Raw genomic sequence first — 19,120 nt, 5'->3', positions numbered from 1 at the left:
GATTTCAAGCACGTTAATCGTTAATGATGCTTACTGGCTGACCACACATTTCTTCAAAAATATAATCGTTCAGCGATGGTATTTTATAATGAGCCAGATCAAACTTCGGATGTTCGTATACTTCCATCGCAGGTACCGATATAGTGGTCATGCCTGCTGCATGTGCCGATCGCAGGCCTGCGTGTGAATCTTCAAAGGCAATACATTCTTCTGGCTTCAATCCAAGTTTTGCTGCAGTAGTGAGATATACGGCAGGGTGAGGTTTGGTAAATTCTTCCAATTCACCAGAATGCCATAATTCAAAATAATCAATGATTTTGAGTCTTTTTAATACGCCTTCGATCAGTTCCATATGCGAAGCTGACGCCACAGCAAGGCGTAAATTCAATGCTTTCAGTTTTTTTATGAGTTCAATTGCGCCCGGCATAGCTACAGCATTTGCAAGGATGTTTTTATGTGCATGCTCCAGAATTTCTTGTTCAAGTTCTTCAAATGAAGGTGTATGCCACGGCTGAATTTTATAGCAAAATTCCAGGAAAAGTTTGATAGACAGACCGGTCGTCTGGAGTTTTAGTTCGTGTGTAAGTTTAAAGTTAACCTTTTCCATTACTTCACGTGCCGCATCCGCCCATATAGGCTCGGAGTCAATCAGCAGACCGTCCATGTCAAAAATTGCAGCTTTAATGTTTTGCATTAATATGGGTTTAAGATTAGAAATTTTACGCGATTGCAGCCAAAAAATAGTCAAAAAGATCTATCTCATGAATTTTAATCGGCTATTATAATCAAAACTACTACTTTCGCAGTTAAGAATGGCTTTAGGGGTGTCCTATTTATGGACTGAGATTTATACCCTTCGAACCTGATACAGTTGAGGCTGTCGTAGGAAAAAGCGCATGAAGATCCCTTAATGATCTTTCCTATCCGTTTTCGGCTCCTTACTGTATTGCTCCATTCGTTTTTTAAACTTATAACGACATGATCATGGAAAAACCAGGCAAAGGCTTGTCCGCCGTACAGACTCAGGTTCCGCTTGTACACAATATAACGAATTTCGTTGTTATGAATTTTACCGCTAACGCTTTACTTGCTGTGGGAGCGTCACCGGTGATGGCACATGCTGTAGAGGAAGTCGAGGAAATGGTTTCAATCGCCGGGGCATTGGTTGTTAACATCGGGACACTGTCACCGCAATGGGTGGAAGGAATGAAGCTGGCTATGAGAAAAGCTGCAGAGCTCGGCAAACCGATTATTCTTGACCCTGTTGGCGCGGGAGCAACATCATATCGCAATAGGGTTTTATCACAATTACTTGAAACGGCAAGTCCGACTATTATCCGTGGTAATGCTTCTGAAATATTGGCACTTGCAGGATCTAACCTGAAAACAAAAGGCGTAGATAGTACAGCGAATTCGACAGATAGTATCCAAGCGGCTACGGCATTAAGCAAGCAATACGGATCCGTAGTGAGCGTAAGCGGCGCTACAGATGTGATCGTGCGTGGTTCTGAGGTGGCTTTTGTGGATAATGGAGTACCCCTGATGACCCGTATTACCGGAATGGGTTGTTCAGCGTCAGCTATTGCCGGAGCATTTGCTGCAGTGCATAAAGATAGTTTTTTTGCAGCTGTAGCTGCGGCGTCTACCATGGGTACATGCGGAGAAATTGCCTTTAAGAAAGCGAAATTGCCAGGGTCTTTTCAGATAGCATTTCTGGATGCATTGGCCGACATCAGCAGTGAACAGCTGGATCAAATGGCAAAGATCAGACAATGACAGAGCTCGAAAAACAACTGCAGCTCTATCTTGTCACAGATGAGAGGGCTTGTCTTGGGAGGGATTTCTTTTGGGTCGTAGAGCAAGCTGTGAAAGGTGGTGTCACGATGGTACAGCTTAGAGAAAAGGCACTTGGTACACGCGCCTTTATTGAGAAAGGTAAAAAATTGAAAGATATTCTGGACCCTTACGGCGTTCCGCTGATCATCAACGACAGCGTAGATGTGGCACTTGCCATTCATGCCGACGGCGTACATGTCGGGCAAAGCGATATGCCGTTTACGATACTGAAGGATTTGCTTCCATCAGATGCAATTACAGGGCTGTCTGTGGAGATTAAAGAGCAGGTTGTTCAGGCTGAGGAGTGGAAGCCGTCATATATCGCTGCAAGTCCGCTTTTCTCAACACCATCCAAAACAGATACCGAAGCGCCGTGGGGAATGGATGGGCTCAGATGGATCCATGACAATACCAATCATCCGATTGTAGTGATAGGCGGACTGAATAAAATAAATGCCAAACAAGCTATTACAGAGGGAGCAAAAGGCATTGCAGTTATTTCGGCTATATGCAGTGCTGCATCACCTTTTGAGGCAGCACAAACCTTAAGGAAGCTTGTCATCGCAAGTACACAATCTTAATATTTTCCCAAAATGACCACAGAAATAACTAGATATCCTACTGTATTGACCATAGCTGGTTCAGATAGTGGTGGAGGAGCCGGAATACAAGCCGATCTCAAAACCATTGCTGCTCTGGGGGCTTATGGTACCTCTGCCATAACCGCTCTTACGGCGCAAAACACTTTGGGGGTCAGAGGGATTCATCCGGTTCCCCCGGAATTTCTCGAGCAGCAGCTGGATGCAATTTTTGAAGACATTACCATAGATGCCGTCAAAATCGGAATGATCAACACTGTGGAAGTGGCTCGGGTCGTTGCGAGGATACTGCAACGGTATAAGCCTGCTTTTGTAGTTTTTGATCCGGTGATGGTGTCGACGAGTGGTGCCAGGTTAATTCAGGAGCAAACTATAGAGATTCTCTGGACAGAATTATTCCCCATTGTAGATCTGATCACACCCAATCTGGATGAGGCTGAGATTTTAACCGGTCATCAAATCAAATCTGTAGAGGAAATGATCGAGGCTTCTGCTCAAATGATTGCAAAAGGTTGTAAATCAGTTCTTTTGAAAGGAGGGCATCTGGTTGGTCCGGTGCTATATGATGTACTGGCGCTAGATCAGCAGGAAACGCTAACCTTGCAAAGCAATTATATTGAAAGTAAAAATGTGCATGGAACAGGCTGCACTTTGTCGGCTGCGATCGCATCCTTTATGGCTTTAGGATTGGAGCTTAAAAATGCAGTCGAACATGCCAGGATATATGTTGCAGGAGCAATTGAAGCTGGTAAAAACATAACAACCGGAAGTGGGGCAGGGCCATTAAATCATACTTATTCACCCACTAAAATGCAAGTAAGGTCATGAAATTCACAGATGAGATGTGGGAAGCAGCTTTGCCAATTTACCAGGAAATAGAAGATCATCCTTTTAATCAGGAATTGAAAGCAGGTACGCTACCGGTAGAGAAATTTAAATACTACATTTTCCAGGATTCACTTTATCTCGCTGAATTTGCTCGTGCTTTGGCCACTGCCGGTACGAAAGCAGGCAATAGCCAGGAATTGCTGGATTTTCTGGAATTTGCACAGAATGCCATTCTGGTCGAGCGGGCTTTGCATATCAGTTATTTTAAGGAATACGAAATCAGTCACGATAACGTAAAAATGCCGGGTTGCTTTGCCTATACCAATTACCTTTTGTCTGCCAGTGCATTTGAAAGCTATGAGGTTGCGGTAGCAGCACTTTTGCCTTGCTTCTGGATTTATAAAAAGGTTGGAGATTATATCTACCTGAATCAGTCGAAGCCTAATGTTTACCAAAACTGGATTGATGCCTATGCAGGAGAGGAGTTTGCTATATCCGTTGAAAAGGCGATAACAATTTGTGATCGAATAGCTGAAAATGCTTCACACGAGGTGAGAAAAAAGATGCAAAATGCTTATATAACTGCATCGCGCTTAGAGTACGTATTCTGGGATAGCGCTTACAGGCTTGAACAATGGCCGGTTTAGGAACAGTTCATCTATCTAATCTGAAATTTCATCCGATTAAATTGTGAGTCTGTCCATATTGATTGGTTTCTTTTTCACGTGTATTTTACTTTTGAATTGTTGTTAAAAAGACGACATCAATAGCAATCGACTCATTCAAAATAGCAGAAAAAATGGAAACTCCCCGTAATGAATTCCTTTGGAAAAAAGCCAAACACCGTGCTGCTTTTAAAGTGCACCTCCGTACCTATTCACTAGTGATCGGCGGTTTGTGGTTGATTTATTTTCTTACGAGCGGTAACAGTCTCCTGACAAACTGGGATAATTGGACGCATCGGGCTTACCCCTGGCCTATATGGCCGATGTTTGGTTGGGGAATTGGTTTGGTTTCCCATTACTTATCAGCTTATGGTCATACCAATGAAGTAGATATGGCGAAAAAGGAATATGAAAAGCTGTTGAGAGAGCAGCAATAGATATTTTAAACCGATCTTAGCAGGCAGACAGCAGCTCGCTATCTGCCTGTTTTTTGACCCGTCATTCAGGTTTTGGAACAGTTGTTTTAGCATACATATCCGAATCACAAACAAAAACAAATCATTATGGAAAAGGACCTGAGGGATACAGATGCTATCAAGAAACTAAAATCACTGGGTGAAGATATAAGATTTTGTATGTATACTACCTTCGGAAACGGAAGGATAGATTCCAGACCAATGACTACGCTCGACATAGATGATGCCGGAAATGTATGGTTTTTCACGAGTAGAAACACGGATATAGGGAAGGAGACAAACTGGGGAGAAAGCGTAACGTTGATTTATGCCGATCCCAAAAACAATAGTTACCTGAGTGTAGCAGGACAGGCGTCGTTAGTGCATGATGAGAAAAAGAAAGAGGAACTATGGAATCCTATGACAAAAGCCTGGTTTCCTGGTGGTAAGGATGATCCTAATTTAGTACTTCTAAAAGTTACGACAGATGAAGCGGCTTACTGGGATAGCAATTCGTCGCGTATGGTTGTATTTTTCTCCATGCTTAAGGCAGCCGTGACAGGCACTACACCGGACGGCGGCGATCATGGCAAATTAAATTTATCGTAGGTTATTTTCTGATTTACCAGCAGCCAGTTTGAAATTAAATTCAGTCTGGCTGTTTTTTTTATGGATTTACGAGTACTATAGTGGATAAATATTCCTTGTGGGAATGGTTTTTGAAATGACTGTAAGCTAACATACATTACAAACCTGAATCTACATGGGCGCATCAAGACCGGTCAAAATCTCGCTGATCATCCTTTTAATAATAGCTGTAACAGCCGGTGGTTGGTTTCTTTTCATGAAGTATACAGGTGAAAATGAAAATCCTGTTTCAGGTTTGAAGCCCAAAGTTGAATTAGGTATTGGCCAGGTTAGTAACATTACTGATAGTACTGTAGATGTAAAACTGAACTTGCTTATCCACAATCCGCTGCCTGTAGGATTTGATTTAGATGGATTTGATTATTTCGTTACCATGAACGACAAGAAAATTGTCGAGAATAATTATGAAAAGCCTTTGGCTCTAAAAGCTCAGGACAGCAGCGCCATAGAACTTCCTGCCCAGCTCAAAATCAAAAACATATCTGAGATCGGCGATGCTGCGACTGTCAAAGGTGAAGATAGTGCCAATTATCATTTCGAAACTGTATTTCATCTGAAAAAGCCGATTCTGGGAAAGGATAGTATTGCATTATCAGTGAATAAACGACTTCCATTGTGGCAATTGCCAAAAGTGGAAGTGGCGGGTTATGACATAGAGAAATTTAGATTAACAAAGTCGGAACTGGTATTGCAGTTGAAATTCAGCAACAGAAATAGTTTTCCTATTGAGTTTAAAAATCCATCCTATGTAGTGGATCTTGGGAAACAAAAACGGCTCGCAGAAGGAAGTGTAAAGGGCTTTACCAAGGTTAAAGCGAAAAGCAGCGAGATCTATGAAATACCGCTTACAATAGATATGGGTAAGGTTTTGAAGGCAGCTGGTCAGATCCTCGTCAATGGTACCGATCTTCCATTTACATTATATTTCAAAAGTGTATTGGCGTCTGAGAATGATATATTTAAAGACAGCGACGTGAATGTGGTCGTGAACGGAGAGCTGAAGGATATGCAGACAGTAAAGAAAAATCTTGGTAATTGATGTTTCTGCCACGGATCGCTGCCTTTCCTGTATTGACTAATGCAATTTGTAACAGGTGTGCGATCCGTGGCGAGTAACAGCTATTTATTTCGTGTTAAACCAAACCGTCATTTCATTCGCTCCACGGTTTGCCCAGGCATAGAATGGAATCAGCTTGATTTGTTCTGAGCTTAATGTGGTGACACCTCCTAACAGGTTAGTTTCAAGTTGAGGAGTAAATTGTTGTTCAGCTTTGACAATTATTGAATTTGCTTTTCCCTGATTGTCGTGCCCCTCTGCACAATATAAAACGGGCCCCCTTTCGATAGCAACTTTGCCATTATTGTCTTTTATGTTTTCGTTAGAAACTACCTGGCGGACGGGCATATCTAACACCACTTTCACAGCATCTCCTTTTTTCCACTTACGCGTAATAGTCGCATAGCCATTTTCGGTGCTTACTTGTACCATCTTACCATTTATTGTAATGCTAACCGGTTTCATTTTTGCAGATCTATAAGTATATAAATCTCCGGGGATAGCTTGCCCTGTTGCCCAACCGGGAATACGGATAGCTACAGGAAATTCTTGTTGCTTTTCCGGTGATACGGTTAGTTGAATATTGCCTTCCCAAGGGTAATTGGTTTGCTGAGAAAGTTTCACCTTGTTGTTTTCCAGGTTAAATTCAGTCTCGCTGTCTGCGAACAAATTAACAATGAGCTCATTTCCTCTTTTAGCATATATAAAGGCAGGCACCTGTGGTAAAAACCGGGCTACATTGGTAGGACAGCAGGCAGTTCCAAAGAAGGGCTGTCGCTGTGCACCAGCGCCTTTCCCGAAATCATTTTTGCCATCTGAAGCCATGGGATTTACATAAAAGAACTGATCGCCTTTTACCGACATCCCGCCAAGAAAACCGTTATATAAAACGCGTTCAAATACATCCATATATTTGGCTTCACCCGTATACAGATACATTTTGTGATTCCAAAGCATGTTGGCTATGGCCGAACATGTTTCAGCATAAGCGTTATCATTAGGAAGCAGATACGGCTTATCGAATGCTTCTCCATCTTCACGCGCCCCCACGCCACCAGTGATGTATTGCTTTTTATAAGTGGCATCTTCCCAAATATGATGAATTGCTTCCTGGTAAGCCGGATCTTCCTTTTCAATCAACATATCTGTGATCGCAGCATATAAATATTGCGCACGTACAGCATGACCGACCGCTTCTTTTTGTCTTACAACAGGTATTTGATCCTGAAAATAGCTTGGTCCTAATTTATGTTCATCCAGGAATAAAGGACGTTTATCAGAGCGGCCACGCATGTCTATGAAAAACTTTGCCAGGTCGTAATACTCTTTTTTACCTGTAGTCCGGTACAAGCGTATCAGCGCAGTTTCCGTTTCTTCGTGACCCGGAACTACAATTAATTGACCAGCCTTTGTTCCAAATGTTCTGACAAGGTGATCTGCATTTTTGGTTGCGATATCCAATAGTGATTTTTTGCCGGTTGCTTCGTAGTGTGCAACGGCTGCTTCATAAAGATGCCCCACATTGTAGAGTTCGTGGCTTCCGTTTTCAAACGAGTACCGGGTTGGGCCGGCGATCCAGTCGTATGAGCCTGTCGTGTCTTTGTTGATGGTACGTATGGTGTAGAGATATCCGTCTGGTTCCTGCGCGGCAGCAAAGAGTACTATTAGGCTGTCCAGATACTTATCTAGCTTAGGGTCATATTGATTCTGGAGAACATAAGCAGCTCCTTCCACGGTTTTGAATACATCAGAGTCATTGAAACGTGCTCCTTCGAAAACCCCTTTTTTTAGTCCTCCTGCTACAGCAAAATTGTTTATCCTGCCGGATGTTTCGATCTCATGCAGTACGTGAGGTATGGTGGTAGTCCGTGCACTTTCAATACGCTGATGCCAGAATCCCTGCTTTGTTTTGACATTTTTTAAAGCAACGGGAGAGGGTTTATTGTCTTGTGCTGAAAGGAGTTGAGCATTAAAAAAAAGAATTATTACAATGAAATATTTATTCATCTTGGAATGGTTTGCAGTGAATACAGACTTGAAAACAATTCCAAAATGAAAAAATTATGCCTTTGTGAATAATTGTTAGCGGCTCAGCCCGAATGAACCGCTACAAACATCTCCTTCTTCAAACTTAGTAAGCCATACCTGCAGCTTTTCCGTACGTTCTTTTGTAAGTTCTGTAAGATATAATGCCCGGCACATTGGATGAGCACTGCCGTAAGCAGAAGGGTCTGTTTTGCTAAGGGGATATTTGGTAAGCATTTCTGCATCCCTGAATTGAATCCATATACGTTGAGACTGTTTCAGATTTTTGATAAAAAGTTTATTTGCGGCATGCTCCTTCAACACCTTTTGGTAAGTGGAGTTAAGTGCTTGATCAGCCTTTTTATAATTCACATCGGCTTCGAGATTCATTTGAGACTGAGTCTGTGCAAATGTGATACTTGTTATTGAAGCAAACAGTAAAATCAAGATAATGTATTTCATGATTGTAGGAGTTATAATCCGTATTTTTCCATACGTCTGTACAGTGCTGCACGGCTTAGTCCCAATTCCCTTGCTGCATCAGTAATATTACCATTAAATCGTTTCATAGCCTTTATAATCAAGGTTTTCTCCATGTTTTCGAGATCAAATCCGGTAGCTGTGGCAGCCGGGCCGGCGGCGCTTTTCAGGAAAAGATCATCCGGTTGTAGTGTTTTTTCCTGGGATAAAATTACAGCTCTTTCTATCGCATGCTGTAGTTCACGAATGTTACCAGGCCAGTTATATTGTTGCATTTTTTTGATCAGTGCGTTGCTGATGTCATTCACGGGCCTGTTATATTTCTTGCTGAACTGCTTCAGATAGAAATCTGCAAGTACCGAAATGTCTTCGTGTCTTTCCCGAAGTGGCGGTAAATCCAGTTCAATAGTATTGATTCGGTATAGTAAATCCTGTCGAAAAGACTTCTCCTGTACCATTTTTTCAATATTCATGTTGGTTGCGCAAATGAGTCGGACATCCAGTGCTATCGTTTTATTCGAACCCACACGTGTCACTTTTCTTTCCTGAATTACCGTGAGTAACTTCGCTTGCAATGGTAAGCTCAGATTTCCTATTTCATCGAGAAAAATGGTTCCTCCTTTTGCTTCTTCGAACCTGCCTGCGCGGTCTTCTTTAGCGTCTGTGAATGCTCCCTTGACATGCCCGAACAGTTCGCTTTCAAAAAGACTTTCGCTCAATGCTCCCAAATCTACAGTAACAAAAGGTTTATCTGCTCGTTGAGAATGCTGATGAACGTGTCGGGCTAACTGCGTTTTCCCTGTTCCGTTTTCTCCAAGAATGATAACGTTGGCATCTGTTCCTGCCACACGCTCAGCTGTAAAAAGTACTTGTTTCATGGCATCGCTGGTGGCGATGATGGTGTCATTAGCTGTCTTTGCTTTTTTAGTTTCTTCTTTGGGTTTTTCCTCTGATAAAATTCCTGCACCCGCAGCATTGTTGACTAATAGTGCCGCTGAAATGGTAGCCAATAATTTTTCATTTTCCCATGGTTTCAGTACAAAATCCGTTGCTCCTGATTTGATTGCTCTGATTGCCATTTCGATATCTCCGTAAGCAGTAATCATAATTACCTTCATCTTCGGATTAATATCCAGAATGCGGTCGAGCCAATGAAATCCTTCCCTTCCGCTGTTGACATCGCGCGTGAAATTCATATCCAGCAAAATGAGGTTGTAGTCTCCGTTTGTAACCAAAAAAGGCAACTTTTGCGGGTTCTTTTCAATATCTACTGATTTCGCATGGCGTTTCAGTAAAAGTTTGGCAGCGCTCAATACGTCTACATCGTCGTCTATGATGAGGATTTTGGCTTCTGATAATTGCATGGTTTTTAAATTAGATATTTTTCGTCGAACACTATACGGTGTTCATTTAACATGGCTATAAATTCGTCCCTAAAAGTAAGCTTTTTGTGGTGTTCTACCTGATTTTTAATATATTCTATTAGTACATCTTTTTCCTTTACTGAATAAGTAAAGGCACCATATCCTTCCTGCCAGTGGGTAAATTCCGGAAAGAGGTTATTTCCTTTGATGTATAATAAAGTTCCGATCTTGATATCCTTCACAAGAGAAGACAAAGAAACGGAAGGATGAAGATCCGTCAGGATATGAATGTGATTCTCCACGCCATTTAAACGATAAAGATGGCAATTTTTATTTTTTAGCAATCCGTAAATATATTTGAAGAGTAGGGGGCGGTTGTCTTCTGTCAGGACAGGTTCCCGGTTTTTGGTGCTGAAAACGATTTGATAAAGAATTTGTGTGTAGGTGTTCATGGTGTATGTTAGAGATGAAAATTACTTTCCGATTTCGAAGTTTGACTGAGTCTCAGTAAAATGTAACGTTCTATATGTGATGTTCAACCCCTTCCGGGGATGTGCAGCGCTGTGCGCATTTGTCCGGGCACCGGGTTTCACCCGGCGTTATTCGTATTGAAGTCCTCCGGACTTCTTTTCCAGAACTATCCGGCCATGCCTGATCTCATCGGGATCAAATATGAATGTCGCCCAATACAATCCGGTATGATAAGGTATTAACAAATAATTCAGGTAACCTCCGATGGTTGAACATTATATAAAAATACATTGTATGGATTAAATCTTCGTAATAGGAGGATCTTCAACCCATAAGAGTTGCCTAGAGATGTGGAGTTGATGCTTGCTGCCCTGGGTTTACCCGGCGTTATTCGATTGAAGTCCCGCGGGTTTATTTCTCTGAACGTCTGCTTATGTATGATCCCAGAGGGATCAAATATGAATAGCCCTGTGTGAAAACCCAGGGAATGGTTTGGCGACGAATACCCGCAACCCCGGCGGGGTTGAACGTTGTTTAATCTAATTGTTTTCCGGACTTCTTTTCCAGAACTATCTGTCCATGTATGATCCCAGAGGGATCAAATATGAATAGCCCTGGGTGAAAACCCGGGGAATGGTTTGGCGATGAATACCTCCAACCCCGGCGGGGTTGAACGTTATTTGAGCGAATAATATCAATGTCCGTACATGCACAGATATGTCCGATAATGAACAAATTTCTAAATTGATAAATATGGTAAGGTGTTGAATGACAAGTTTTTATTTCTTATTTAATTTGGTGGCATAGTGATTGAAAACCATTATCAGAATTCTGGTTCAGATACGACTTATATTACATCGAAATAATGGAAGTAAAGACACCTAACGCGCCAAGCCCCGAAAATGGATTTACAGGCGGATCATCAACAATGGATAAGATTAAACCGAAGAAATTCTGGACCACAAAGCGTATCACTCTTATTGCAGGTGGAGTTTTGCTTGTGAGCTTTTTGGCTTACCAGTTTTTCTTTTCTGATAAAAGAAGCAAACTGAATGTGGAGCAGGATAAACTCACCATTTCATCTGTTTCTCAAGGTAAGTTTGATGAATTTATTGTGGTTACGGGGGTAGTTCAGCCGCTTAAAACCATTCAGCTGGATGCGATTGTTGGGGGTTATGTAACTGAAAAGTTGATCGAGGGAGGTAATATGGTGAAGCAAGGCGAAGTTTTGCTGAGACTTGAAAATCAAAATCTTAAACTCAGCTTTTTGCAATCAGAAACAGAGGCGAGCAGACTAGTAAATGATCTTCAGAACACGCGTCAGAGTTTGAAAATTGCACGATTCAATCTGCAAAAATCTTTGAGTGAACTCGACTTCCAAATTGATCAGGCAAAAGATGCGCACGATCGTAATACGAAGCTGTATAAGGATAAAGTGATTCCTGATGCGGATTATCTAAAAACTAAACGTGATTACGAAAGATTGGTAAAACAGAGGGAAATCGAAATCGAATCTCAGAAATACCAGGAAGAAAATGCTAAAATGCAGATCGCGCAATTGGAAGGAACGCTTGCAAGCACTCAGAAAAATGTGAACTTATGGAAGCAGACATTGGAAAATCTTTCAGTAAAAGCACCGGTTTCAGGATTGTTATCTTCGATGAATGTAGAAGTAGGATCGAATATCAATCAAGGACAAAATATAGGGCAGATTGACGACTTAAATGGCTTTAAAATGCGTGTGGGCGTCGATGAACACTATATTTCCAGAATCTTTGCAGGGTTGACGGGAACCATGGATTTTAATGGTAAGTCATACGGATTGAAGATCATTAAGATATATCCTGAAGTAAAAAGTGGCCGATTCGAAGTAGATATGGAATTCGATAAAGCACCTGAACTGATCAAAAGAGGTCAATCGGCACCGATACGTCTACAGCTGGGTCAGCCATCACAGGCCACACTATTGCCAGTTGGCGGCTTCTTCTCAGAAACTGGTGGAAACTGGGTTTATGTGGTAAATGCTGATGGAAAACGTGCAGCAAAACGTAAAATCACCCTCGGACGTAAAAATCCAGAATATTTCGAAGTGCTGGATGGATTGAAACCAGGTGAGAAAGTGATTACCAGCTCGTATGAGAATTTCGGAGATAATGAGGTTTTAGAGTTTTGATAAAGCGTTTAGCCAACATCAATCGCAATGGTTACAACGACTTTTTAAGTTCAATTTTTGTCTTGCGTACTTTGCGTAACTCAGAGCGCCAATTGCAGTAAAAAGATAAAGTAATAACATACTACACAAATGATCAAAATTACCAACATGCATAAGGTTTTCTCCACGGAGGAAGTCGAAACTACTGCTCTTAACGGCATTGATATGGAAGTAAAGGATGGCGAATTTGTAGCTATCATGGGCCCTTCCGGTTGCGGAAAGTCCACTTTGCTGAATATCCTCGGACTACTTGATAATCCGAGTGAAGGGTCATATGAATTTTACGGAACGGAAGTGGCGAAAATGTCCGAGCGGCAACGTGCACAGATCAGAAAGGGAAATATTGGTTTCGTTTTCCAGAGCTTTAACCTGATCGACGAACTTACGGTATATGAAAACGTGGAGCTGCCATTGCTGTACCTGAAAACGCCACCTGCAGAACGGAAGGAAAAGGTGGAAGCAGCCTTGACGCGCATGAATATGATGCACCGTCGTAACCACTTTCCACAGCAACTTTCAGGTGGGCAACAGCAGCGTACTGCCATTGCCAGAGCGGTAGTTGCAAATCCCAAAACCATCCTTGCCGATGAGCCTACAGGTAACCTTGATTCTAAAAACGGAGAGGAAGTAATGAATTTGCTAAGCCAGTTAAACAATGCCGGAACGACGATTCTGATGGTAACGCACTCGCCTTATGATGCTGGTTTCGCACACCGAATTGTGAACCTGTTTGACGGGAAAATAGTGACGGAGAAAGTACATGTTTAAAGACAACGAGTCAGTCACAGACTGAATACAATTAACTACCAAAATTTAACCAGCCATGAAAAGGACATCTTTAACACTAATGATTGCGGCTTTGTCTACGTTGGCGTTCGCACAAAAGCAAAGCCACATTAGCAGGAGTATTGATGATGATGGAAACAAGTTGTCGATCAGTATAAATGGTACCGTAGATGGTAAGAGCATTCATTACGACCGCACTTTCCTTGTAGCCGGATTAACTAGGGAAGAGCGTAAAGATATTACTGAGGAGGTTTTTGATTCTTTAGGATTAGGAAGTATTACATCACCTGAGCCTCCTGCAACACCCGAGCCTGCAGTACACATCAGATCAACTCCACGTCCTGTCTCATTATCTGAAGGATATGTCACAATGCGCGGTGAGACCCAATCGACAGAAACGGCAACCGGCAAACCTTATACGAAGGAAATTAAGTTTGATTCTCAAACAGGAGAAATGCACCTCAGGTATGAATTTACACGTGATGGTGAAGAGTTTGTCTATGAAAAAACGGTAGATGCGACTTCGAAATCTACAAGGCAGAGAGAGCAGATCATCAGCAATTTCGAAGCAGAAATTGTTCTTCCATCCGGAAAGTGAAAATGATAAGCTACCAGTAAGAGGTATGTTTCTGGTTCTGACATTGTTCCGGATTCATACTTGTTATTATTCCACGTTCCTGAATCAACATAGCCATGTACAAGAACTATCTGAAAATTGCGCTCCGGAATCTTCTTAAACATAAGATTTTCAGTGCAATCAACATTGCCGGCGTGTCTGTCGGACTTGCCTGCTTTTTGCTTTTGGCCTTGTATGTAAAGGATGAACTGAGCTATGACCGCCATCATGCCCATGCAGAGCGTATCTACCGTTTGTCCAGAACTTTTCTATCTAAAGACGGAACGACTTCACTCAAGCTTGGGCATGTAGCTCCTCCATTTGGTCCCCTTATGAAGGAAGACTTTCCGGAAGTGGAGCAGGTAGTAAGATTGCTGGAAACAGGATCACTCGTCAAATACGGAGAGCATGTATTTAATGAAGATAACATGTTTGCTGCTGAGCAAAATATCTTTAAAGTCTTCAGTTTCAAAGTCTCAAATGGCAATCCGGATAAGGCGCTTGAAAATCCTTTTTCAATCATGTTTTCGAGGCCTATGGCCGAAAAATACTTTGGAAAAGATAATCCGGTTGGTAAAACGGTACGTTTGGACAATCAAATGGATTACACTGTCACAGGTGTTTTCGAGCCCTTGCCTACACAATCTCACTTTCACCCTTCGTTTCTGATTTCGTTTTCTACACTGAATGATCCTCGTATTTATGGAGCCGAAGGTTTAAAGAGTAACTGGGATAACAACTCATTTTCCACTTTTTTACTCTTACATGAAAACCAGGACCCGGCAAAATTAGTCAAAGCTTTTCCTGCCTTTCAAAGCAGACATATTGGAGCTAATGCGCCGGAATACTCAGTCCTTGATCTGATGAAATTGACAGATATACATCTTTACTCTCATCTGGATTCAGAAATTGAAGCCAACGGAGATGTTCAGTATGTATACCTGTTTTCTGCAATTGCCATTTTTATTCTGCTGATTGCCTGCATCAATTATATGAATCTGGCTACGGCCAAGTCGGCCACAAGAGCAAAAGAAGTCGGCATGAGGAAAGTGATTGGTGCTGTACGTTCTCAGCTGATTGGTCAGTTCTTAAGTGAGTCTGTTATGCTGGTTTTTATTTCAGTAGTTCTGGCAGTGCTGATCGTCCTGCTCTGTCTGCCATCGCTGAACACATTTACGCATAAGGAGCTTTCATTCGAAGCTTTACTGGATCCTGCATTTCTGGGGATTATGGCATTCATTACCCTTTTTACAGGCTTTATAGCAGGAAGCTATCCGGCGTTTTTTATGACGTCGTTTCAGCCTATAAGTGTGCTGAAAGGCAAAATTGCTTCTGCTCTTAAAAACGGAAAACTTCGGCAGTCACTGGTGGTGGTTCAATTTTCCATTGCAGTGATACTCATGATCAGTACAGTCGTGGTATATAGCCAGATGAGATACATTCGAGACTATAGTTTAGGTCTGTCCAAAGATCAGGTAGTGGTGCTGAATGTACCTGATGACACAGATACCGATTTCGAATCTATACGCCAACGACTGAAAGAAAGTAACAGCATTAAAGAAGTGGGTCGTTCCTCACGTATACCGTCTATGCGTTTGCTCGACTCCTGGGAAGCGTATGTGATGAAGGGAGATACTTTTACCGAGTCAAATATCATTATCAAATCTTTATCAGTAGATGAGGATTTTATTCCTGCATACCATATCGAAATGCTGGCCGGACGAAATTTCTCACGCGAATATGGAACTGACAAAACAAACGCGTTCGTACTGAACGAAACCGCAGTAAAACAGTTGGGCTGGAAGAATCCATCCGACGCCATTGGAGCAGGGTTCGGATATGGACAGATCAGAGGGCAGATCATCGGCGTCACGAAAGATTACCATTTCGAATCTCTTCATCAGAAGGTGGTACCGGTGGTCATGCTCCATCAGTCAGGACGGCTGGGGCGTGTATCTATACAGATAGCTGGAAACAATTCTAAGGAAGCTATTCGGCATATAGAGAACTTTTGGCAGAGCAAATACCCGAGTGTACCTTTCACATATGAATTCCTGGATCAGCGGTTTGGTAAGCTGTATGCTACAGAGCAAACGCAGCAATTACTATTCGGGCTATTTGCAGGTATTGCCATTTTTATTTCATGTCTGGGTTTACTGGGGCTTTCTATGTTCATGGCGGAGTTGCGGACCAAAGAAATTGGCGTGAGAAAAGTGCTGGGTGCTTCGGTTGGTAGTCTGGTGGCTTTACTCTCTCAGGATTTTCTCAAACTCGTGCTGATCGCTATTTGCATTGCTTCTCCGATAGCATGGTATGGAATGCACAACTGGTTACAGGATTTTGCCTATCATACTGAAATTCGGTGGTGGACATTTGTTTTGGCTGGCGCGCTGGCAATTGGTATTTCGCTTGTTACCATCAGTTTTCAGAGTATCAAAGCAGCACTAATGAATCCGGTGAAATCGTTGAGAAGTGATTAATATAATTTACAACAGATAGCTCAGCGCTAACAACATATTAATTAGAAACAGCTCAGAGCTAAAAGCTATGCTACAAAACTATCTAAAAATCGCCTGGCGGAATCTTCGCAAAAACCAGTTCTACACCTTTCTGAACATGTTCGGTTTGTCGCTGGGGTTGGCTAGTTGTATGCTTATCACGTTGTATATCATCGACGAACTGAGCTTTGACCGATCGTTTGAAAATGCAGACCGTATCTTTCGTGTCAACTCCGATATCAGATTTGGTGGAGCGGATATGATACTTGCTGTAGCTCCGGATCCGCTCGCATTTACATTGAAGAAGGATTATCCGCAGATAGAACAGGTCACACGGTTGCGTGAAAATGGGAATCAGCTTGTAAAGCTGGTTGGGGCCAGGGAAAATCAGAGGGAAAACCATGTTTTTTTTGCAGATTCCACTTTCTTTCAGGTTTTTTCTGTTCCATTGATAGCAGGTCAGAAGGACAAAGTGCTGAGCAGGCCGAATACAGTCGTTTTGTCGGAATCAGATGCACATAAATATTTTGGTGATACAGATCCTATCGGTCAGTCTCTGATTGTAGATAACAGCACTACTTATACGGTGTCGGGAATTATGCAGGATATTCCCGCGAAGTCGCACCTCAGAAATGTGCATATGCTGTTCTCCATGAGTTCCAGTGAGGAAAGCCGTAGAAATAATTGGGGAAGTCACAATTACAATACTTACTTGTTATTGAAAAACGGGGTTGATCCGGCTCAGTTTGAAAAGCAATTTGATATTGTTCTTGAAAAATATACTGCTCAATGGGTGCAATCATTTTTGGGAACATCTTTGGCGGAAGTAAAGAAATCCGGCAATTATATTCATTACGCACTTATGCCAATTACTGATATTCATCTGTATTCGGATCGCGGAGCCGAAGTAAATGTAAATGGCAATATTCAGTACGTATACATATTTGCTGTAGTCGCTGTGTTTTTGTTGGCTATAGCCTGTGTCAATTTTATGAACCTGGCTACTGCACGTTCTACCAATAGAGCGAAAGAAGTGGGTGTCCGCAAATCGTTGGGATCGGGTCGGTCTGCACTGGTACAGCAATTCCTGACCGAATCCGTGATGCTAAGTTTTTTATCTCTCGGTATTGCACTGTTAATAGCCTGTTTGACACTTCCTTTTTTTAATCATCTTGCCGGTAAACAAATTCTTTTTCCGATTACCAATGCCTTTTTCTGGCTCATCCTGATTGTTACCTGTACCCTTGTAGGCATCCTAGCTGGAAGTTATCCCGCATTTTTCCTGTCTGCATTCGAACCGCTGCGTGTGCTCAAAAAGAATATCGAACCGGATGGCAAAGGCAATGGAGTTATGCGCAATATTCTGGTTGTATTTCAATTTGTTATTTCTGTTATGCTGATTGTAGGAACAGGCGTAATACATCGCCAGCTGAATTATATTCAAAGTAAGAAATTAGGTTTTAACAAAGAGCAAATGCTGATTGTTAACGACGCCTATGCTTTGGGCGATCAGGCAGAAGCTTTCAAACAACAAGTATTGGGGATTAACAACATTGAGTCAGGAACCATCAGCAGTTTTTTACCAACACCTTCTTCACGTACCGACCATACTTTTTTTCCCGAAGGACAAATCCAGCAGGATAAGGGAATTAATATGCAGAAATGGGCTGTCGATATGGACTTTGTGAAAACACTGGGTCTGGAAGTGAAAACAGGGCGGAGCTTCCATCAGGATTTTCCATCTGATTCAACGGGTATTATAATCAATGAAGCTGCTGCCAAAGTGATGGGCTACACAGACCCTGTCGGAAAGAAGATTTTCGGCTATGAAGATGCTGAACTGACAAAAAAAGTAACGTATACGATTATCGGTGTAGTCAAAAACTTTCATTTTGAATCACTTAGGAAGAACATTGGTGCTTTGAGTCTTATACTGTATAAAAGCAATGGTACAATTGTGCTGAAAATGAATGGCGGAGCCGTGCCTGAAACCGTGAGCAAAGTAGAAGCATTGTGGAAAACAATGGCTCCGGGGCAGCCTTTCAACTATCGTTTTATGGATCAGGACTTTGATAATGTGTATCGCAGCGAACAGCGTGTAGGACAGATATTTATCACATTTGCTGCCATTTCCATCATTATCGGTTGTCTCGGACTTTTTGGGCTTTCTGCCTATACTGCTGAGCGTAGAATGAAAGAAATTGGGGTAAGAAAAGTGTTAGGAGCAAGTGTAGCAAGTATCGTAACATTGCTTTCCAAAGAATTTCTCAGACTGATTGTTATCGCAATTGCCATTGGAAGTCCTATTGCCTGGTTTGCGATGAACAGATGGCTCAGCGACTTCGCTTACCATGTGGAGTTGTCGTGGTGGATGTTTGCCGCTGCAGGTATATTGGCCGTACTCATAGCTCTGTTTACTGTAAGTTTTCAAAGTATCAAAGCAGCATTGATGAATCCTGTGAAGTCGTTGAAGAGTGAGTGATATAGCGATTAGCATTTAGCCCGATGAATTAATAACTTTCTGATTGGGAGCGTCTTAATATTGAATGCTTAATGCTGATAGCTAAGTGAAATGTTAAA

The 19,120-nt window shown here is 42.1% G+C and carries 17 protein-coding genes and 1 riboswitch; of the genes, 12 read left to right on the top strand and 5 right to left on the bottom strand.

Going from position 1 to position 19,120, the window contains the following annotated elements; all coding sequences use genetic code 11:
- Positions 1-13 precede the first annotated feature (13 nt).
- Positions 14-694 (bottom strand): hexitol phosphatase HxpB, encoded by a 681-nt coding sequence (gene hxpB / locus AC1XUE_RS17635; protein ID WP_483357304.1) that lies wholly within the window; start codon positions 692-694, stop codon positions 14-16.
- Between the two features lie 116 nt (positions 695-810).
- A riboswitch (TPP riboswitch) is annotated at positions 811-906 on the top strand.
- A 72-nt stretch (positions 907-978) separates the two neighbouring features.
- On the opposite strand from hxpB, the gene thiM reads away from it, so the two are divergent.
- The 7 genes from thiM to AC1XUE_RS17600 all read left to right on the top strand — a co-directional run bounded on the left by thiM (position 979) and on the right by AC1XUE_RS17600 (position 6,070).
- Entirely contained in the window at positions 979-1,776 is a 798-nt protein-coding gene (gene thiM, locus AC1XUE_RS17630; protein ID WP_483357303.1) for a hydroxyethylthiazole kinase, read from the top strand.
- Entirely contained in the window at positions 1,773-2,417 is a 645-nt protein-coding gene (gene thiE, locus AC1XUE_RS17625; RefSeq protein WP_483357302.1) for a thiamine phosphate synthase, read from the top strand. Before thiM ends, thiE begins: the two co-directional genes overlap by 4 nt.
- Before the next feature lie 12 nt (positions 2,418-2,429).
- Positions 2,430-3,263 (top strand): bifunctional hydroxymethylpyrimidine kinase/phosphomethylpyrimidine kinase, encoded by an 834-nt coding sequence (gene thiD / locus AC1XUE_RS17620; RefSeq protein ID WP_483357301.1) that lies wholly within the window; start codon positions 2,430-2,432, stop codon positions 3,261-3,263.
- On the top strand, positions 3,260-3,910 hold the full coding sequence (gene tenA / locus AC1XUE_RS17615; protein WP_483357300.1) for a thiaminase II: 651 nt from the start codon (positions 3,260-3,262) through the stop codon (positions 3,908-3,910). The genes thiD and tenA overlap by 4 nt, the downstream gene beginning before the upstream one ends.
- Before the next feature lie 152 nt (positions 3,911-4,062).
- The gene (locus tag AC1XUE_RS17610) at positions 4,063-4,365 is read left to right on the top strand and encodes a 2TM domain-containing protein (RefSeq protein WP_483357299.1); all 303 of its coding nucleotides are present in this window, start codon (positions 4,063-4,065) and stop codon (positions 4,363-4,365) included.
- 126 nt (positions 4,366-4,491) lie between these two features.
- Positions 4,492-4,992 (top strand): pyridoxamine 5'-phosphate oxidase family protein, encoded by a 501-nt coding sequence (locus AC1XUE_RS17605; protein ID WP_483357298.1) that lies wholly within the window; start codon positions 4,492-4,494, stop codon positions 4,990-4,992.
- Between the two features lie 154 nt (positions 4,993-5,146).
- Entirely contained in the window at positions 5,147-6,070 is a 924-nt protein-coding gene (locus AC1XUE_RS17600) for an LEA type 2 family protein (protein WP_483357297.1), read from the top strand.
- Positions 6,071-6,154: 84 nt separating this feature from the next.
- Here AC1XUE_RS17600 and AC1XUE_RS17595 read toward each other — a convergent pair whose 3' ends face one another.
- The 4 genes from AC1XUE_RS17595 to tnpA form a co-directional block, all read right to left on the bottom strand.
- Entirely contained in the window at positions 6,155-8,095 is a 1,941-nt protein-coding gene (locus AC1XUE_RS17595; protein ID WP_483357296.1) for a glycoside hydrolase family 127 protein, read from the bottom strand.
- Positions 8,096-8,170: 75 nt separating this feature from the next.
- Positions 8,171-8,575 carry a lysozyme inhibitor LprI family protein gene (locus tag AC1XUE_RS17590; RefSeq protein WP_483357295.1) on the bottom strand — a complete coding sequence of 135 codons (405 nt, stop codon included), beginning with the start codon at positions 8,573-8,575 and terminating at the stop codon, positions 8,171-8,173.
- An 11-nt stretch (positions 8,576-8,586) separates the two neighbouring features.
- Positions 8,587-9,957 (bottom strand): sigma-54-dependent transcriptional regulator, encoded by a 1,371-nt coding sequence (locus AC1XUE_RS17585; RefSeq protein ID WP_483357294.1) that lies wholly within the window; start codon positions 9,955-9,957, stop codon positions 8,587-8,589.
- A gap of 5 nt (positions 9,958-9,962) precedes the next feature.
- On the bottom strand, positions 9,963-10,409 hold the full coding sequence (tnpA, locus tag AC1XUE_RS17580) for an IS200/IS605 family transposase (protein WP_483357293.1): 447 nt from the start codon (positions 10,407-10,409) through the stop codon (positions 9,963-9,965).
- A 947-nt stretch (positions 10,410-11,356) separates the two neighbouring features.
- Between tnpA and AC1XUE_RS17575 the strand changes: the two genes are divergently transcribed.
- The 5 genes from AC1XUE_RS17575 (at position 11,357) to AC1XUE_RS17555 (ending at position 19,022) form a co-directional block, all read left to right on the top strand.
- Entirely contained in the window at positions 11,357-12,601 is a 1,245-nt protein-coding gene (locus tag AC1XUE_RS17575) for an efflux RND transporter periplasmic adaptor subunit (RefSeq protein ID WP_483358006.1), read from the top strand.
- 129 nt (positions 12,602-12,730) lie between these two features.
- Entirely contained in the window at positions 12,731-13,408 is a 678-nt protein-coding gene (locus tag AC1XUE_RS17570; protein WP_483357292.1) for an ABC transporter ATP-binding protein, read from the top strand.
- 55 nt (positions 13,409-13,463) lie between these two features.
- Complete coding sequence (locus tag AC1XUE_RS17565; protein WP_483357291.1) at positions 13,464-14,024, top strand: hypothetical protein; 561 nt, start codon at positions 13,464-13,466, stop codon at positions 14,022-14,024.
- 95 nt (positions 14,025-14,119) lie between these two features.
- Positions 14,120-16,522 carry an ABC transporter permease gene (locus tag AC1XUE_RS17560; protein ID WP_483357290.1) on the top strand — a complete coding sequence of 801 codons (2,403 nt, stop codon included), beginning with the start codon at positions 14,120-14,122 and terminating at the stop codon, positions 16,520-16,522.
- Positions 16,523-16,589: 67 nt separating this feature from the next.
- Positions 16,590-19,022, top strand: coding sequence for an ABC transporter permease (locus tag AC1XUE_RS17555; protein ID WP_483357289.1), 2,433 nt, complete (start codon positions 16,590-16,592; stop codon positions 19,020-19,022).
- Positions 19,023-19,120 lie beyond the last annotated feature (98 nt).

It is taken from the genome of Dyadobacter sp. HNCC25DJ187 (assembly GCF_056895255.1).
The sequence above is the reverse complement of the archived record's forward strand: the minus strand, read 5'-3'. Positions and strand labels throughout refer to the sequence as shown.